The sequence below is a fragment of the Woeseia oceani genome, assembly GCF_001677435.1.
GTDB lineage: Bacteria > Pseudomonadota > Gammaproteobacteria > Steroidobacterales > Woeseiaceae > Woeseia > Woeseia oceani.
Genome location: NZ_CP016268.1, coordinates 325,566 through 343,140, shown reverse-complemented (window position 1 = coordinate 343,140; position 17,575 = coordinate 325,566). Strand labels below are relative to the sequence as shown.

At 57.6% G+C, this 17,575-nt stretch carries 14 protein-coding genes and 1 pseudogene; 11 read left to right on the top strand and 4 right to left on the bottom strand.

Translation table 11 applies throughout. The annotated features are described in order from the left end of the window. Positions 1-36 precede the first annotated feature (36 nt). Positions 37-1,209, top strand: a pseudogene (locus BA177_RS01570) (IS3 family transposase). 19 nt (positions 1,210-1,228) lie between these two features. Here BA177_RS01570 and BA177_RS01565 read toward each other — a convergent pair. Next, positions 1,229-3,583 (bottom strand): TonB-dependent receptor domain-containing protein, encoded by a 2,355-nt coding sequence (locus BA177_RS01565; protein WP_068612140.1) that lies wholly within the window; start codon positions 3,581-3,583, stop codon positions 1,229-1,231. A gap of 384 nt (positions 3,584-3,967) precedes the next feature. Between BA177_RS01565 and BA177_RS01560 the strand changes: the two genes are divergently transcribed. From BA177_RS01560 to BA177_RS01545, 4 genes are all read left to right on the top strand, one after another. Continuing rightward, entirely contained in the window at positions 3,968-5,755 is a 1,788-nt protein-coding gene (locus BA177_RS01560; protein WP_068612138.1) for an SLC13 family permease, read from the top strand. Positions 5,756-6,090: 335 nt separating this feature from the next. Continuing rightward, positions 6,091-6,471: an OmpA family protein gene (locus tag BA177_RS01555; RefSeq protein ID WP_068612136.1), complete on the top strand. Its 381-nt coding sequence runs from the start codon at positions 6,091-6,093 to the stop codon at positions 6,469-6,471. Between the two features lie 202 nt (positions 6,472-6,673). After that, positions 6,674-7,711: a putative zinc-binding metallopeptidase gene (locus BA177_RS01550; RefSeq protein WP_068618711.1), complete on the top strand. Its 1,038-nt coding sequence runs from the start codon at positions 6,674-6,676 to the stop codon at positions 7,709-7,711. Then, a complete protein-coding gene (locus tag BA177_RS01545) occupies positions 7,708-8,745 on the top strand; it encodes a D-alanine--D-alanine ligase family protein (RefSeq protein WP_068612134.1) in 1,038 nt (345 codons plus the stop codon). Before BA177_RS01550 ends, BA177_RS01545 begins: the two co-directional genes overlap by 4 nt. A gap of 17 nt (positions 8,746-8,762) precedes the next feature. On the opposite strand, the gene BA177_RS01540 is transcribed toward BA177_RS01545, so the two are convergent. Continuing rightward, complete coding sequence (locus BA177_RS01540; protein ID WP_156762650.1) at positions 8,763-9,206, bottom strand: hypothetical protein; 444 nt, start codon at positions 9,204-9,206, stop codon at positions 8,763-8,765. Positions 9,207-9,418: 212 nt separating this feature from the next. On the opposite strand from BA177_RS01540, the gene BA177_RS01535 reads away from it, so the two are divergent. From BA177_RS01535 to BA177_RS01525, 3 genes are all read left to right on the top strand, one after another. Then, the gene (locus BA177_RS01535) at positions 9,419-9,742 is read left to right on the top strand and encodes a helix-turn-helix transcriptional regulator (protein WP_068612130.1); all 324 of its coding nucleotides are present in this window, start codon (positions 9,419-9,421) and stop codon (positions 9,740-9,742) included. Between the two features lie 8 nt (positions 9,743-9,750). After that, positions 9,751-10,257: an ImmA/IrrE family metallo-endopeptidase gene (locus BA177_RS01530; RefSeq protein WP_068612128.1), complete on the top strand. Its 507-nt coding sequence runs from the start codon at positions 9,751-9,753 to the stop codon at positions 10,255-10,257. A 304-nt stretch (positions 10,258-10,561) separates the two neighbouring features. Continuing rightward, positions 10,562-12,184, top strand: a complete 1,623-nt coding sequence (locus BA177_RS01525) for a hypothetical protein (protein WP_156762649.1) — start codon at positions 10,562-10,564, stop codon at positions 12,182-12,184. 22 nt (positions 12,185-12,206) lie between these two features. Here BA177_RS01525 and BA177_RS01520 read toward each other — a convergent pair whose 3' ends face one another. Together BA177_RS01520 and BA177_RS01515 are read right to left on the bottom strand one after the other, a co-directional pair. Continuing rightward, positions 12,207-13,046, bottom strand: coding sequence for an acyl-homoserine-lactone synthase (locus BA177_RS01520; protein ID WP_197493269.1), 840 nt, complete (start codon positions 13,044-13,046; stop codon positions 12,207-12,209). 36 nt (positions 13,047-13,082) lie between these two features. Continuing rightward, a complete protein-coding gene (locus BA177_RS01515; protein WP_068618708.1) occupies positions 13,083-13,808 on the bottom strand; it encodes a helix-turn-helix transcriptional regulator in 726 nt (241 codons plus the stop codon). Between the two features lie 131 nt (positions 13,809-13,939). Here BA177_RS01515 and BA177_RS01510 point away from each other — a divergent pair, with 131 nt between their 5' ends. The 3 genes from BA177_RS01510 to BA177_RS01500 all read left to right on the top strand — a co-directional run bounded on the left by BA177_RS01510 (position 13,940) and on the right by BA177_RS01500 (position 17,470). Then, complete coding sequence (locus tag BA177_RS01510; protein WP_068612121.1) at positions 13,940-14,608, top strand: GntR family transcriptional regulator; 669 nt, start codon at positions 13,940-13,942, stop codon at positions 14,606-14,608. A gap of 337 nt (positions 14,609-14,945) precedes the next feature. Further along, a complete protein-coding gene (locus tag BA177_RS01505) occupies positions 14,946-15,656 on the top strand; it encodes a lasso peptide biosynthesis B2 protein (RefSeq protein ID WP_068612118.1) in 711 nt (236 codons plus the stop codon). A 185-nt stretch (positions 15,657-15,841) separates the two neighbouring features. Further along, complete coding sequence (locus tag BA177_RS01500; protein ID WP_068612116.1) at positions 15,842-17,470, top strand: asparagine synthase-related protein; 1,629 nt, start codon at positions 15,842-15,844, stop codon at positions 17,468-17,470. Positions 17,471-17,575 lie beyond the last annotated feature (105 nt).

Here is a 17,575-nt window from a genome sequence, read left to right as displayed (position 1 = left end):
GGACACCGAGTTAAGGCGGTAAACTGCCGTAACGAGGTGAACGATGACAACCAAAAAAGAACACGAAGAAATTACACGGAAGACTTCAAGCGAGAGGCCGTGGCGCTGGTTACCGAGCAAGGCTACACGATTGCGGAGGCGGCCCGGAGTCTGGGTGTTGGCGCCAATTTGATTGGTCGCTGGCGGCGACAGTTTGAGGATCAAGCATCCGGCGCAGGGCTTGCTGGCGATGAGAAAGAAGAACTGAAGCGCCTTCGCAAGGAGGTCCGCCAGTTGCGGATGGAAAAAGAAATTTTAAAAAAAGCCAGCCAATACTTCGCGAAGGAAATGAAGTGAAGTACGCGTTTGTTCGTGGTCATGCGAACGATTATCCGGTGACATTGCTGTGTCACATGTTGAGCGTTCAGCGTAGCGCTTATTATGACTGGCGAGCTCAGCCGGGCAAGGTCGTGCCGCCACACGAACTGGCGCTGCGACGCCGCATGAAAGCGCTGTTCGCGGCTTCGCGCGACAGCCTGGGCAGCCGCACGATGATGCGGAACCTGCGGGACGAGGGCTTCGAAATTGGCTGCGACAAGACGCGTCGTTTGATGAAGGCGCTGAACCTGAAGGTCAAACAGAAGCGCAAATACAAAGTAACGACGGACAGCAAGCACAAGCTGCCGGTCGCGAAGAACGTGTTGAATCGCGCGTTTTTGCCCGACGCACCGAACCGGGTTTGGGGGGGCCGATATCACGTATTTATGGACCCGGCAGGGCTGGATCTACCTGGCGGTCGTCATCGATCTGTACTCCCGCCGGGTGGTGGGCTGGTCGATCGACCGGCGCATGAAAAAGGCGCTGGTGATCCGTGCCTTGATGATGGCCATCAATCTCAGGAAACCGCCACCCGGCCTGATCTGTCATTCCGACCGCGGCAGCCAGTACGCCAGCCACGACTATCAGAAATTATTGAAGCAGCACCGAATGATCTGCAGCATGAGTCGCAAGGGCGATTGTTGGGACAATGCGCCGGTAGAGCGATTCTTCAGCAGCTTGAAACGCGAATGGACCGGTAATCGTTTATACCGAACCCGGCAGGACGCAGTCGCTGATGTCCGCGAATACGTGGCGGTGTATTACAACGCCAAACGCCTGCACTCGACACTCGGCTACATGACGCCAATGAATTACAAAGAGCGCCTTAACAAAGTGTCCGGAAATTGTTGACCACTACAGTTTTGCCTGGTCAGAATTGAACCTGCACACTCATCCAGAAGTTTCGGGCGGCATCTTTTACGTTGTAGTCGTCCGTGAATATCACTTCGTCGTCCAGTGTGTAGAGACTGTCACCGTTAAGATCAACAAAGGCGGTCGTGTAGGACGTGAAGTCTTCGTCGAACAGGTTGTTGACCCGGCCGTTGATAGTGATGTTTTCAGTGATGCTGTAGTTGACGCCCAGATTGATCAGCTGGTAGTTCTTATAGAATAGCGCCCTGTCCTGCACACTGTCCCAGTCACGAAAGCGATCGGAGCGGAATTCGCCCTGCAGTGACAATGTCAGGTTGTCGAGCAGCATCCATTCCAGGGTAGTGTTGGCCATGTGCTCAGCCGTGTTTGTTAACGGCTGACCTTCGGATGGGCCACTCTCCTGTTCGCTGTCGGTCCACGTGTAGTTCGCATTGAGTGACCACTTGTCACTGATCAACCAGCGACCGGCCAGTTCGACACCCTGCACGGAGACTTTGTCGATGTTTATTTTCTGACTGTAGGTCGCGTAGCCCAGTGCTTCGTAGCTGCCGAGGTTTACGCACGGGCGGGCCCCGCCTGTGGTGGCACAACTGTAGACCGTGTCGCCGCGGGCAATTTTGTCGTCGAACCTGGTGTTGAAATAAGTGGCATTGAATCGGTGGCCACCGTCGCTGTTCCAGTACAACGCGATCTCGCTGTTAACACTGGTTTCAGGTGTCAGATCCGGGTTTCCGGCGAACGGTGACGTTCCTTGCCCACCAAATCCGGTAATGCCGTCATACAAATCGGTCGTCAGCGGCGTCTTGTAACCGGTGGCTACGCCACCTTTGACAGTCCAGTTGTCGTTGAGGGTGTAGACGCCGTACAAACGCGGCGATACCTGACTACCGAAAATATCGTGGTTGTCGTAACGCACTCCGGCGGTGACCGTAAACGGGCTCGCCAGCGTCCAGCTGTCTTCCACGAACAATGAGTACATCGTCTGGTCTTGAACACCGCCAGGATTGCCACTCTCCATACCAAATACGCCGTCTTCCAATTCTCCGTCGATAGCCTGTGCGCCAATCACCAGAACATGATTGCCGTTGGCTTCAAAGGGAATGTCGAGGCGTGCATCCAGTGTGAACTGGCTGCTTGCCAGTGGACGGGCGGGACGGGGAAGAAAGGTAGTTTCCGCGAGGTCTCTGCGCTCGTCTTCGGTCATGCCGGCGTACGCACCGGTACCGTCATAAATTTCCTGAAGTAGGAGGCGCTCGGCAACGGTCATCGGTAGTGTGCGGCCCTCGTTCGCGGTATCGACGTAAGACAATGAGACATAGCTCGTTCCGAAGTTCCAGTCGCCGTTGTAGGCCAGCGACAACCAGTCGCGGGTGAATTCCTGGTCCGCTGCATAGCCGGCGCGTGGACTGACTTGCCCGCCGCTGGTACGCCACAGGGCTTCGATATTGTCTTTGGTGCCTAGTGGATAACTCAATTCACCGGTATCCGGGTTGATGAACGGTGTGTTGTCGTAGACCTGGCTGGAGCTGTCATAGTCGAAGCGCAGCCTGTTTCGGTCGTCCAGGGTGTACGTCAACGTCACCCCGTATTCAGCAGTTTCACTGTCAACAGTGCGGCCGCCGCCGCCGAATCCCAAGCTGCGATAGTGCACACCGCCTGCGGGATCGACTGCCGGTGCGAATTGCGGTGACGACGCTTCACTCTCGTAAAAAGTGCCGCGAAGACCGAGCGCCAGCTTGTTGTCGATTAGCGGGCCGGCAGCGGAGAAGTCCGCTTTGTAGTCGCTTCCGAAGTCACTGTTGTCCTGCATCGTGCCAGCAACATTCACATTAGCGTACCATTCGTCAATGTCCTGTCTCGTGATGACATTGATCACACCGCCCAACGCATCCGCTCCGTAAAGAGTCGATGCAGGACCGCGGATGACCTCAATTCGTTCAATAGCCTGCGGCGCCGGCATGTGACCAAATGCGTTGCCACCGAAGTTATTCGGATAAATATCGCCGTGGTTATTCTGACGCTTGCCGTCGATCAAATAGAGTGTGTATTCGCCGGTCAACCCGCGCATGCTGACGCTACCCTGGCCAGTCTTGTCGCGCGTCGTGCCAATGTCGATGCCTTCCTGATACTTCAGCATGTCGAGCAGATTGACGTTGGGCCGGGTAAGAATTTCCTCCCGGCTGATGACCGAAATACTCGCCGGAGCATCCGTTACTTTCTGTTCGAAACCGGACGCCGTGACAACGATTTCTTCTGGCTGGGCTTCGTCCGCCGCCGCTGTGGTGGCCATCGAAGCCAAAGCACTAAAGCCGATAGCCCTGAGCCCGCCTACCAATCGAGACCAGCTGGTCATTCTTTCCACCTCAATAATCGAAATGCGAATCGGAATGAGAATTATTCACATTTAGAAACTAAAGTCCACTGATTTGAAGCGAAGATGCTTACGTCTCACCACAGGCAGCCCGCAGAACAGGCAGGCCCGCTTGTCACATGAGTACGACCGTCTGCGGCACTAGTGGCGATGGCCAGCCTGAAGGCTTACCAGGCGGCTCTGCAGGCAAAGCCGGTTAAGTCATTGTTCAACTAGGAAACAGGAACAAAGGAAGGAGAAGAACAGCCACTTCTCCTTCCGCCCCGGCCTCTGGCGCTGCTCCTTTAATGCCTCCTTTTTGCCCTCCCTTTCTGTCGGATGGCGTACAGTGGAGACACACGCGCTGCAGTCGGGAGGCACTCGCCGATGACACTGACACCGCATGCCATCATGGCAATGTTGCTGACAGCCGGGTCACTGTTTCTGCTGTCGCGGGAAAGTGTGCGGCTGGAGTACGCGAGTGTCGCGATACTTGTTGTCATGGTGCTCACGTTCGAACTTTACCCGGCCGGCGGCGCGGATGCCGTGCGCGGTGCGGATTTTCTGGCCGGCTTTGGCAACGAGGCCCTGATCACCATCTGCCTGTTGCTGATACTTGCCAAAGGTGTCGAGGCCAGCGGTGCATTGCGGCCAGTCGGCAAACTCCTGACTCGCCTGTGGCTTTACAACCGCTCACTGGCATTGCTTGCAACGCTGCTGGTGGCGGCATTCGTTAGCGCTTTCGCCAATAACACGCCGATCGTCGTCATGCTGTTGCCGGTGCTGGTCGGTGTGGCACATCGCATCGGCTTGCCGCCATCGAAAATGTTGATGCCGGTCGGTTTTGCCACGATCGTCGGCGGTATGAGCACATCGATCGGGACATCGACCAACCTGCTTGTAGTGTCTATCGCCGCGGACATGGGACTGCCGCGGCTCGGCATGTTTGACTTCGCATTGCCTGCCTTCGTAGCCGGATTGTTCGGCATCATTTACCTCTGGCTGGCGCTACCCCGGCTGTTGCCGCAACGCCCGACGCTGCTCGAGGACGCCGAGCCGCGGATTTTTGATTCCGTACTGACCATCAGCCCGGACAGTCCTCTCGACGGCAAAACGTTGTCCGAAGTGATGTCGATGCTGGGCACGGATATTCGGATCAGCAAGATCGAGCGCGGTGCCGGACTCGAAGTCGTTCGCCTGCCGACCTTGACACTGCAGCCCGGTGATCGCCTCAAATTGCGTGGATCGCCTGAAAGCATCGGCACCGCGCTGGAACATGCGGGCGGCAAGTCGGAGGCGAAAATCGAGGCCGACGAAGAAGAACAGCTGGTGGAAATCGTCGTCACCCCGGATTCCGCGTTGCACAACAAGCGCCTGAGCCAGTTGCAACCGGGCACCTTGCGGAGCCTGCAACCGGTCGGCTGGCACCGCCCCGGCCGCGGCAAAACCGCAGCGATGGCACCGTTCACGGACCCGGACCTGCGTACCGGTGACGTGTTGCTCATGCAGGGTTCGGAGGAAGATATCGAGGCACTGATGCGCGAGGCGCGGATGCTGATTCTGGCGCGATCGGTAACGATGCCGCGGGTGTCCAAGGCACCGTTGGCCATAGGCATTATGGCCGGTGTTGTCGCGCTGGCAGCAGTTGGCTTGTTGTCGATTGTCGCCAGCGCCCTGGCCGGGGTGGGGCTGATGCTGGCAACGGGCTGTCTGACCTGGCGCGAGGCGATCTCCGCGATTGATACGCGGCTTGCACTGGTGATCGCCGCCAGCCTCGCGCTTGGGACCGCGCTGTCCGGCACGGGTGCCGCAGCATGGATTGCACACGGGTTCGTCGAGATTGCGGCCGACCTGCCGCCACCGCTGGTGCTTAGCGTGCTCCTGTTACTGACCGCACTGCTAACGGAAGTTGTTACGAACAACGCGATCGCGGTTATTGCCACGCCGATCGCCGTCAGCGTCGCGACCGAGCTCGGACTGCCGCCGCTGCCATTCGTGCTCGCGATTCTGTTCGGCGCAAACATGAGCTACCTGACCCCGATTGGCTACCAGACAAATTTGCTGGTCATGAGTGCCGGCGGTTACCGCTTTGGCGATTTTTTCCGTGGCGGCCTGCCGTTGCAGCTGATCCTGTGGGCGACGTTGTCGGGGTTGTTGACGATAATTTATCTTTGAGCCGGTTCCGCTGGAACGGACTCTACGTATATTCCGCCTGTTAAGAACGAACATACAATAAAAAGTGTTGGAGGAACGATGGTCGAACCGACAACTTGTTCGGTGGCCCGCTGCGTCATTGATCAGCACGTCGCAACGGTTGCATCATAATCGTGACGATAAAAAGAACAACAGCGGCGATAGCCATACTTTATTGCCTCTCCAATTTGCGCCTGCTGGCACCTTCGTCCTAAGGCGCTGCCTTTTGGCAGCAACCGGGAAGCCCGGCGAGTCACAGACAGCGTAATAGTTATCTTCCAAGACCCGACAACCGTCCGGATCTTTGTCCGGACACTGTGCCCGGGACACGGGTTGATGCAACGGGTTGCGAGCTGGGCAGGGAAATTGAACTGCCGCTCGTCAACTTCGTCACCGACTCGGATGAGCTCCTGCCTGCTGCCGCTGCCACCCTTGACGCTGCGGTCGAAACACTGCGCATGAAGCCGGACCTTGCGATAGAGGTGGCTGGACATACCGACAGTCAGGGCCTGGAAGCGTACAACCAGAAACTGTCGCAGCGACGCGCTGAGACGGTTCGTCGCTATCTCATCGCCAACGGCGCGACCAACAACCTGACAGTCCGTGGCTACGGCGAGTCCGAACCGGTCGCCGACAATGCCACTGCCGCCGGCCGCGCGCAAAACCGGCGGGTCGTGCTGCGGGTCGTGTCGCCCTAGTTACGTTCGCGCCGGCAACAACGGCCGGGTGTTCAGTGAAGTTAGCGCTTATGCGGCGCTGCAAGCGCTGACCGCGGCCGTGAGCATTGCACAGCTTGCACCTGCGCTCAGCAAGCCGGTCAGTCGGTAAGGCCTGCGGTGGCAGGCGGTTTACGGCCACCTTTTGCCCGGGTTTGCGGGTATCCTCTGACGCATGGCTTCCATGCGCAGACGGCCGGCAACTGAGCAACGCGAGTATCGCTGGGCGGAGTACGATGACGACCAACTCCTGGCGCTGCGCTTCAGGAGCCTCGGACTGACTCTGAAAGACAGCCCGTTGACACTCGACATCGAACGGCTGAATGCACAGCTCGAACGCCGCGGCTTGAACTTCAGGCCACACGCCTGGCTTTCGACCGAGTGGTTTTCGCCGGACGGCATTCCCGGCATAGCCATTCCGTTCTATCTCGCCCATCCACGATTAAGCCTGCTCGAGCGGCGCATGATGGGCGAGGTTGAAGGGGGCGCCCGGAAATGGCGGCAGCGCATATTGCGCCACGAAACCGGGCATGCCATCGATACTGCCTACGGGCTCAGGCGGCTCGCCAGCTTTCGGCGCGTGTTCGGCCGCGCATCGCAACCCTATCCCGACGACTATTCGCCGCGCCCGAGCAGCGACCGTCACGTGCTGCACCTCGGCCACTGGTATGCGCAAAGCCACCCGACCGAGGACTTTGCCGAGACGTTTGCGGTCTGGCTGCAGCCGAAGGCACGCTGGCGACGTGACTACGCCGGTTGGCCGGCACTCGGGAAGCTGGAGTACGTCGATGCGCTGATGACCGAGATCGCCGAAAAAAAGCCGAAGCATCGTGACCGGTTAGTCATCGACCCCTTGCGCCAGGTCGGCGATACGCTGGGTGAGCATTACCGGCTGAAGCAAGAACGCTACGGTGGCGAGGATCGTCGTTACGATCGCTGGATATCGCGGGTGTTCATATCACGCACCAAGCGACCACGCGCGACGGCGGCCAGCCGCTTCGTACGCGAGATCGAACCGCAACTGCGACGACTGCTGGAACGGCGGGCCCGCCTGCATCCCTATTATCTCGATCACGCCATCCGGCTGGTCCGGCAACGCACACGCCAGCTTGACCTCGTGCTGCGCAGCACGCGCTGCGACGCCAAGCGGCCCGTCGTGCGCCTGCATGAGCGTATCGTGCTGGACATCCTGCGGCGCAACAGGGAGAACTATGCATTGTGAAACACTACCGCATCTTGCTGTTGGTGCATGAGGACCTGATTCCACCGAAAGACATCGACGGACTCAGCGAGTTGCAGATCGATGTGTTCCGCAGCGAGTACAACGTCTACTCGACGCTGTACAACCTCGGCCACGACGTCCGCATTGTCGGCATCCTCGATCACCTTGCGGAATTGCGCAACACGGTGCGTGAGTGGCAGCCGCATGTCGTGTTTAACATGCTCGATGAATTTCACGGTATCCCGGCTTACGAGCAGTATGTCGTCGCCTACCTGGAGATGATTCGTCAGCGTTATACCGGCTGCAATCCGCGCGGCCTGTTGCTGTCGCGGGACAAGGTGTTGACGAAACAGGTACTGGCCGCGCACCGGATCGCAACGCCGGCGTTTCACCTTTTTCCGTACGGGGCGCGGTTCAGGACGCCGAGAAAAGGCAAACTGAAGTTTCCGCTGTTCGTGAAATCGGCGACCGACGATGCATCGCTGGGCATATCACAGGCGTCCATCGTCGAAGACATGAACAGCCTTCGCGAACGCGTGGCATATATTCATGAGAAAGTGCAAAGCGATGCGCTGGTGGAAGAATACATCGAGGGGCGCGAACTGTACGTTGGCGTACTGGGCAACAAGCGGCTGACAACCTTGCCGGTTTGGGAAATGGACTTCGGCACACTTGCCGGCAAGCGCGGCGGTATCGCAACGCGCAGAGTCAAGTGGGACCGCAAGTACCAGAAAAAGCACGGCATCCAAACCGGGCCTGCGCCAGGTTTATCGAAAGCGGATGAAGACAAACTGACACGGCTCGCAAAACGCATTTACCGCGCGTTGCACATGTGCGGCTTCGCCCGCCTGGATCTACGTATGCGGGAAGACGGCAAGGTTTTCCTGCTCGAGGCCAACGCGAACCCGGACCTCACGCAAGGCGAGGACCTGGCAGAGTCAGCAGCATCGATAGGCATCAACTACGACAAACTGATTTCCCGCATCGTCAACCTTGGCCTGTCCTACATGCCAGAGTGGCGCCTGTACGAATAGTTGTTAAGGAAGCGACCTTATTTCTTCTGCTGGCTGGCGCAGGCGATGAACAGGTTCAGGTGCTTGCTGTCGTAGTCGTCCAGGCGCGCATGCGCTTCGGTCAGTTTTTCGCGGACTATGGCGAGGACTGTGTCGACCTGCATCGCGCGGCGGTCGCCGGCGTCGCCCATTGCGGCTCGCAGCACATCCGCGAGGTGCATTGCTTCATCGATGTAGCCTTCGGCTTCGCGCAGGAACCTGGCGTGCTCTTCGGCGGCAGCGAACAACGCCGGGTCTATTTTGTGTTCGCCATCGGACAGAAAATCCGGCACGTAAAACTCGCCCTCTTCTTCAAGCCACATGACCGACGAGGGTCGTCGCGAGGCGTACTTGGCAGCGGGGCTAACGCACTGCAGGTGGTGGATTGCGGATAGTGGGCGGCGGGTACAGGCAACTGCCGCGGCGTTGAACTGCTGGTTCATGGTTGCTGCTCTCCGGCCGGACTTTGCATGCAAGCATGCGCTGCCCGCGCAATCTGAATGTCTGAAATTGTCCTTATTTCGGACAGTTTTAGCAGTGATAACAATAAGATACGACAAGAGGCCGAATTGGTCAATGCAATTTTCCCGATGTCCTTAATTAGGACAAAAGGCTCCCGCTGTGTAGAATACGCTGCCGGGTACGGGAGGCACCTATGTACATCAACCCCAAATTGCTGAACGACAATATCCGCCAGCGAATCAAGAGCGTACGTACGGCCGAGACCGAGAGCCGGCTCTCGCAAGCCGAACTCGGCGAGGTTCTTAACCTGAATCGCTCCACAATTGCCAACATCGAATCTGGCGCACAACGCGCCTCCCTGCACAACATTTACGAGCTGTGTGCGCATTACAATCTGGAACTCGCGGACCTGCTGCCGAGCGTCAGCGAGATGCGCCGGCGGTCGGCCGGCATCCGCTACACGGGCGTGGATCCCAGCCTGACTCCCGTGCTCGAAAAGCTGCGGCGTAAAGGGTAAGCACAGCGATGACACAACAATTCGAACGACGCGCGACCCGACTGCTCCGCGATCATGACGCACTGTCACCACCGGTCGACGTTGAGGCGCTCGCCCGCACGCTCGGTATGTCAGTCAACTTCGAGGAACTCGACAGCGACGTATCGGGCCTGATGCTGATCGAAGACGGCCATGTGAAAGTGGCCATCAACGCCGCACACCACCGGCACCGCCAGCGGTTTACGCTCGCGCACGAGATCGGCCACATGCTGTTACACGTGACCGGTGACCGGGTCTTCGTTGACCGGCGCTTTTTCAGAAACGAGTGGTCGAGCAAGGGCGAACTGCGCGAGGAAATCGAAGCGAACGCCTTTGCCGCGGCGTTACTCATGCCGGGTCTGCTGATCCGCCAGCACGTCGATGCCAAAAAAGGCATTACGGATATCGACGTCTTTCGCCTGGCCACGCTGTTCGCCGTCAGCGAACAGGCCATGACCCTGCGCCTGGTCAAACTGAATTACATCGAACCTGACTAATCTTGGCAGAGAACATTTGAGCTACCAGACCGTCCAGATTAGGTCGCGCCTTTGCCGTCTGTTTTCTTCCACGCCAATCGCTCCGCAAACACAAGCAATATCACAACATTGGGCAGAGATAGATCATCAGCTGCCAGTGCTTTGTGATGCACTCGTGCTTCAGTTCAGTGCCAAGTCGACTCGGGAAAGTCTATTCATACTCGTTTACGGCGAGTGCGTTTCTTGCCAAAGCGGATTGCAGGAAATATCGTACGTGCTTGCTTTTCCAATTTACGGTTAATAAAAAAATGTTCGGGAGACTTCTGTGCACGAGACAACAGCCGTGCGGCGTACCAGCGCCACCCTGAGTGGGATTCTTAGCTTAGTCGGCATGATCGCAACACTGAATGTGTTTGCACAGGACAACGACAGGCTCATCCATCAGCAAGAAGGATTGTGGCTCCTGTCGGCGGCATGGGAAACCAGCCAGGAATGGTGTGAGAATTACAATTTTCCAAACCGGTCATTCCCCGTAAACCTGTTCTATGACGTCCCGCATGAGGAGCGTTGGGATCGTATCGGCGAACCGTTAGACGTTTGGGTGACAGAGAAGGTTGTTCCGGCGATTATTCGAACCTGTGGGTTCGAACCGGCGATCGGCTACGTCAACGTCGCCATGTATCGCAAGCCCGACAATATGCCGCCAGGTGAACTGCTTGGGGCACTCAAGAGCAACAAACCTCGTCCCTGGGACAGCGTCACGCTCAAAGTGGCTGCCGGCCAATCGGAAGTGGTTAAACACACTGTCCACGACGCCCAATACCACATGAGTCCAGAACAGCTGAGCGCTCTCGACCCCCGCAGCAAGAATCAGATAGAAGAACAGTACAGAAGAAACGAAATCAATGAGTATGAGTTGTATGTAAATGACGGCGTCAAAGTGGTGTCCTGGTTCGATCAGCGCGGCCCGGCATGGTGCGAACATGCCTATGTATCAGTGATAGCTGAGTATGACGATGTGGCAGCAAGGCGCACGTTGCTGGCACCCGATCACTCGACCTTTTTGGAACAGAACGTGGTTCCGGGGATAAAGAAAATCTGCCCCGAATTTCCGAATGCGGCGAAGCACGCACGGCAAGTCATCCAGTTCAAGTTCCGACCCAAGGAGGGGCGCATCGACGATGAGCGTGCCAATCCACACAGGCTGAACTTTGCGGTGTCGGACAATGACCGCATCTCCCTCATTACGGATCTCGCCTACGATGAATGGAAGGAGCACGATCGAGGGCTTCTGGTTTCACAAGCCGATACGCCGGAGGCGCATGCAGCACGCATCCGAATGGCCAATCTCGACCAGGTTAACGGCTGGCGCAAAGGTAAAGATACGTGCGAAGGCATGTTTTGCAGCGTCGCCGGCGGAACCTACTATCAAGCGATCCTGGACAACAATATACAACTGGTAGAAGCACTTGATGCCTCGCTGGATCAATCCGCTCAACAACAATTCGGTGGAATCATTTCGTTGGCGGAAGATCTTGGTGAGGCTCACAAAGCATTTTCCATGCTACCGATTTTGGCCAATGCCTACCTGGCTCAGTACGGTGATCTCTACGGAACCGGCTGCAAGGACAACCTCATCACGAAAACAATTACGCATCGCAATCCTTACTATGAAATGTACGACTATCAGGGGTTTTACGAAGGTCTGGGTGGGGGTGAAGTCTACCGTCATACATACCTGATCGGGCAGGATATGGAGGAGTTGTGCGACAAGGTGTGTGACCATCTGGGTGGAAGGATTGAAACAGATTTTATTCGTTACACAAAACACAAGGGCGCAATCAACTCGCTCACGGCACTTGCTGACCTCGTTGGTAAGCATGACTGTGACTCACCGGTGATCAGGCAGTTTGAGGATAATCTACGCACGCTGACTCTTCGTCACTAGCCAGAACAAGCTGCGACGTGAACTAATCGGACAGGACACGAGTAAACGGCGCGCGCCGGTGCATCTCGGCCAGCACTTCCCGCGACACCGTCAGGTACGAGGCGGCCGCCGGCCGCTTGCCAAGTATGCGTTCCGGTCCCAGCACGGTGACCTCGCAACCGGCGTTCACGACAACCCGCTTGAGCAATGGCAAGGACATCACGATGAGGTAGCGGTCGATATTGCGCCGCATGCCAAACTCCTGCATCGCGCACAGCAGTTCGGTTACCGCAATACGCCGCCTGTTTGCATCGAGCGTGCGGTCGCAACCGAAGCGCGTGGCCTCCCACACCGCATCGGTCGCGGGCGGCGTGCCATTGATCAGCTCCGGCCAGAGCGTCTGCAACATGTACGGTCGCACGGTCGGCAACAGGCGCACGGCGCCACGGGTCCGGCCCCGCTCGTCGAGCCACAGCAAGTACTGCGCGGCGGGGGTGTCAAACTGGTCGTATTCCATGCCGCGGTAGGTCGGCACGTCCCAGCCCTGACGCTCGACAAACAGCCGGTGCCGCAAGCGATGATGATCGATCCACCGCTCGCCATGCCGGCTGGCGGTTTCCCAGTTGAGGCACACCACGGTCAATTCCGGACTCCGGCGGCAACCAGACAGCCGGAAATAAACCACGAACGTCGCACGCGCACACCTGTCAAAACTGACAGGAATGTCCATTAAAGGCGGATGTGGCCGCAGGAGCCACGATCGCGAGGATGTGGGTATGTACAGCGTGTTTGCAGAACCGGTTCCTGACGGGAGTCCCTGCACATTGTTGATGCGGCTGTAGCGGGTCGCTTGCACGACCGGCGAGGGTACGGGTGTTCGCATTGGTAACGCCGATCGCATACTTGACAGAAACTCCCGCTAAAGACTGATAAGCCCGTAACGAATCGCCTTCACCACCGCGAGGACGCGGGTGTTTGCATTGAGTTTGCGAAGCGCGTTCCGGACATGAAAATTGACCGTGCGTTCGCTGATGTTGAGGATCACGCCGATGTCCCACGACGACTTGCCGGCCGCGACCCACTGCAGGCATTCGCGTTCGCGCCTGGACAACACGGCAGTGCGGCGGTTGCTCCCGGCGCGGCCAACGGCACTGTAGGCTGCATGAAACTGAGTGGCGAGGAGTTCCAGTCGTGGCAGTTCGGCGGCGGGACGCGGGTGGCCGTCACCGGCAGCAAAAGTGGCCAGGCAAACATTGCCGCGCGGTCCGTGCAGCGGCACGCCGACACCGTCTTTAAGACCGGCGTCATCCGCTTCGAGCATCAGGGTCTGCTGGGCGCGGTCCAGGCGGTACGCACCGTCCAGCGCGTCCCACAGAAACGGGCGTTCGATTTCCGGGGCCAGTAATACGACGGGGTCGCGGGTCTGGTAGTCGCGCTCGAAATAGTAATTGATCCACGCGGCCGGAAAATTATGCGCGACCGCCGGTGCCGCATTCTCGCCGGCCTCGTAACGGTGGTGTCGGGTAAGCGCGCAGTACGCGTAGCGATCAAAACCGAGATCAGCGGCGGCATGTTCCATCAAAGCGAGTATCGGCTGTGTGGAACCAGCCCGGTTGGACGCATCGATGAAATCGGATAGTCGCATTGCGTCCCCTGATACCGCGATGTCGCACGCACGGCGCCGGACGATTTGACCATCCCTGTCTGTTCTGTCAGTTCCGGCCATGATGCCGCTTCCTTAGAATTATTCCATCGTCAATAGTCTGTGGGTCGCGCATGGACACACGGGTAGCAAGCCTTGCACGCTCTGAACGTGTGTACGCTGCCGTCAAGGCGCGCGTTATCGCCTGCGAGTTTCCGCAGGGACAAAGAATACTGCTCGAACCCGTTGCGCGGTCGCTCGGCGTCAGTACCACCCCGGTGCGCGAGGCCATGAACCGGCTGGCCGCCGAAGAGCTGGTAATCAAGGCACCGTGCAAAGGCTTCGTAGCATTGCGACTGACCCGGCAGCGACTCAGCGGGCACTACGACATCACGCGACTGTTGCTCACGCACACGCTTGAACGGCTCGACACGCAAACGCGCCGCACCTTACCGGTGTTCGAGCCGATTGCCACCGCCCTGCACAGGCTGAACCGACGCCACCTTACCGATGACCGCGTGCTGGCGGCCTGTACCGGCGAGATGTTTCTTGCCATCGCAAAACTCGGCACCAATGCCGACATCGTCTGTGCCATCCGCCGCGCCAACGACCGGCTGCATTACCCGCGCACGCTCGAATGCCGTTTACTGCCGGAAGTGCAGGAAGAGCTTGTGCGCTTGTGTGAGTTGCTGCTGGCACGGCGGTGCGACGACTTGCTAAGAGGAATTCACGACTACCACGACACACGCATCGCGCTGCTGTCCCCGTTGTTGGAACTTGCGCAGCAACGCGATCAGCGGTGAGTTGAGACTCAGCTGATCGGTGATAGAAAACAGCGGCTTACTCTCCGAATAAATCTGTTCGCGCTTTGGAAACAGATATTTTTGAATTCACCGAACCATCGGCACTAACTTGCATGCGCCACATCAGGTTGTGGCGACCCTACCAACCAAAGCGTAAGGAGAACGTCATGAACGAAGATGTATTGATTGATCTGGGTGCGATCTCGGAAAAGACGAATGGAACGATCGGCCAGGTAGCCGAATCCGAGCAGCCGCTGTACGAGGGCTAGGAATAGTTCCTGTCCAAATGACGTGCGCGGCCAAGAGGTCGCGCACGTCCTGTGGATCATCAGCTCACATGACCGAATCACCTGCCAAGTTGGCCAAGCACGCCTACGTCTGTCTCGCCGACGAGCGCCTCATCTTTTCAGACGTGCGCCATGATCGGTATCAGTGCCTGGACCTTCGCAATACACAAACTGCACTACGACTTTTTCCGCAGATTCGTTCTCTTGATCTGTTGGGATCATCGGATTCCGATCAAGAGCAGGTGAAGCGCATCGATCTTGCACTCAAGGGAGCCGGGCTTCTGGTCGATGGAAACTCAGACGGCAAGTTATCAGTTCCAGTTCGGATTGCCGCTCCAAAGAAGAGCTTCGACCTGCGGCAGAATAACGGGTGCCCTCAAGCGAGCCATTGTATGGCGTTTTTGAAAGCAGCTCTTTCTGCATCAGCGAAGTACCGCTTTCTGTCACTGCAACGAATCATCGAAGGCGTGCACAGGCGCAAGAGCAGGCAAGCTGATTTAGACCACAATGACCCAGAAAAATTGTTGGAACTCGTAGCTGTATTTCATCGACTGCGCCCGTATTACGTGAGGGAATACCTTTGCCGGTTCGACTCACTCGCGCTCATTGAATTTCTTGCGCACTATCGTCACTTCCCGGAGTGGGTTTTCGGTGTCACGGGCGAACCATTCGCTGCGCACTGCTGGGTTCAGGAAGGGAACATGGTTCTGAATGACACTGTCGACTTCGTCAGGCGCTTCACGCCGATCATGGCGTTTTAAAGTCGATGGGCCGCGCATTGCTCCGGTACATTGCATTCGCGTGGAACCCCGAACTTGCGGAGGCTAGCTCGCTCGCCACCACACTCGCACACCGTGTCCGGACGGTATTCCCGGATTGGTCCAGTTGTCTCGCCACATCTGGCCTTCAGGTATTTCACTCAGCAACCACTACCGGAAAATCGCAGGTGTACGAACAGAATCACGGCTGTGGCACAGTGCTCGGCAGTATTTTCCGGCGTGATGGAACCGACAACCGCCCCTCTCCCGAGAATCTGCAAACAACGAAAGGCGAATGCCTGGTCGAGCAGTTTTGGGGAAGTTACGTCGCGATCTTGAAAGAAGACCATGGGCCGCGAGTATGGGTTCTGCGCGATCCTACTGGTCACTTGCCTTGCTTCGTAACTGACTTTGGCCGTATTCACGTCATCTTCTCGCATGTAGACGACTGCGTTGCACTACAGCTCATCGACGCCTCTATTAACTGGGATCACGTTGCAGCCTATCTCTGGTTTGACCACCTAGTTACCTCAGAGACAGGCCTTGAAGGTGTACGGCAGGTGCAGGCCGGCGAACGCCTCGAGATCGGCCCGGAAGGAATGACTGCCAGCTATTTATGGCGTCCGGATTCGTTCTGCCGAAAGCCATTCGTCGAGGATCGGCAATTCGCGAGAGAGCAGCTCCGCGGCGTCATTGAACAATGTGTCGGTACGTGGGCATCGAGCTACAGCAGCGTACTGCACCAATTGTCAGGTGGACTCGACTCTGCGGTCGTTCTTGCCTGCCTCGCTCGCATCAAAGACCCAGTCCACATCGTTTGCGAGAATCACTTTGCGAACAATACTGAGAGTGACGAACGATTGTTCGCGCGCGAGGCTGCGAACGCGGCAGGTGTTGAACTTATCGAGACGCAGATTCCACCGTCCGAGCGGCCGCTTGATCACTGCTTCGAGACTGCCAAGGTCGCAACGCCAGCCCACAGCGTTTTCCTGCCTGAAACTCATGCGGCCAAGAAGCAACGGGTTCAGTCTCATGGAATTGAAGCCGTATTCTCCGGCCAGGGTGGTGACCATTTTTTTCAACGCAGCAGAAACACCCATATTGCCGCAGAGTACATCCGGCGCCATGGTCTTAACGGCGACCTCTTTCGCATTATCTCGGACACGTCGCGATTCACGAACAAACCAATCTGGTCGGTTGCGGCGACAACCGTTTCGTCCGGCCTCTTTCGAAAGCCCTCAAACCCCTACGACATTGTGAAACGGTCTCCTTTGGTGAGTCGCGAAGCCCTCGATGCAATCAACTTTGATGAGATTCGCCACCCATGGGTCGACGCTGCACGGGACCTGCCGGGCAGCAAACAAGAACAAATCTTCAACGTCATCGATAGCCAGGTGTTCCGCCACATGCCCAACTGCGGCGCGGACATCGTGCATCCACTTATATCCCAGCCGATCATCGAACTCTGCCTGCAGATTCCCTCCTACCTCCTGACCTATGGTGGTATCGACCGCGCATTGGTACGGGACGCATTCGAAGGCCTCGTTCCATCGAGCATTCTCAGGCGAACGACAAAAGGCGCGACAACGGGCTACTTCATTGGCCTGCTGGTGAGGAATATCACCGTGCTTCGTGAGTTCCTGCTTGAAGGAGTTTTGGTTTCGCAGGGGCTCCTCAACAAGCCCGCACTCGAAGACGCTTTGACCGAGCGCTCTCTTATCCGTAGTCACAATGTGTTGTTCCCTGTACTCATCGCATTCCGTGCCGAGATCTGGGCGAGGTCCTGGTCCAACAATGACCGTCCGGCCACACGGTGATGTCGGATTCCGGGGAGTTGGATGGGCCGCAGCGAACTTCGAAGGCCGTCCTATCGGATGCGATTCGCCGACTTTGGTCAACCTCCGACAGTAAGGCAAAGCGAT

Excerpts from the sequence above, each read along its gene's own strand:
- BA177_RS01540 (WP_156762650.1), bottom strand. The coding sequence starts at position 9,206 with ATGAACCAGCAGTTCAACGCCGCGGCAGTTGCCTGTACCCGCCGCCCA.
- BA177_RS01550 (WP_068618711.1), top strand. The coding sequence starts at position 6,674 with ATGCGCAGACGGCCGGCAACTGAGCAACGCGAGTATCGCTGGGCGGAG.
- BA177_RS01515 (WP_068618708.1), bottom strand. The coding sequence starts at position 13,808 with ATGCGACTATCCGATTTCATCGATGCGTCCAACCGGGCTGGTTCCACA.
- BA177_RS01530 (WP_068612128.1), top strand. The coding sequence starts at position 9,751 with ATGACACAACAATTCGAACGACGCGCGACCCGACTGCTCCGCGATCAT.
- BA177_RS01520 (WP_197493269.1), bottom strand. The coding sequence starts at position 13,046 with ATGCGAACACCCGTACCCTCGCCGGTCGTGCAAGCGACCCGCTACAGC.
- BA177_RS01565 (WP_068612140.1), bottom strand. The coding sequence starts at position 3,583 with ATGACCAGCTGGTCTCGATTGGTAGGCGGGCTCAGGGCTATCGGCTTT.
- BA177_RS01560 (WP_068612138.1), top strand. The coding sequence starts at position 3,968 with ATGACACTGACACCGCATGCCATCATGGCAATGTTGCTGACAGCCGGG.
- BA177_RS01505 (WP_068612118.1), top strand. The coding sequence starts at position 14,946 with ATGACCGAATCACCTGCCAAGTTGGCCAAGCACGCCTACGTCTGTCTC.
- BA177_RS01535 (WP_068612130.1), top strand. The coding sequence starts at position 9,419 with ATGTACATCAACCCCAAATTGCTGAACGACAATATCCGCCAGCGAATC.
- BA177_RS01510 (WP_068612121.1), top strand. The coding sequence starts at position 13,940 with ATGGACACACGGGTAGCAAGCCTTGCACGCTCTGAACGTGTGTACGCT.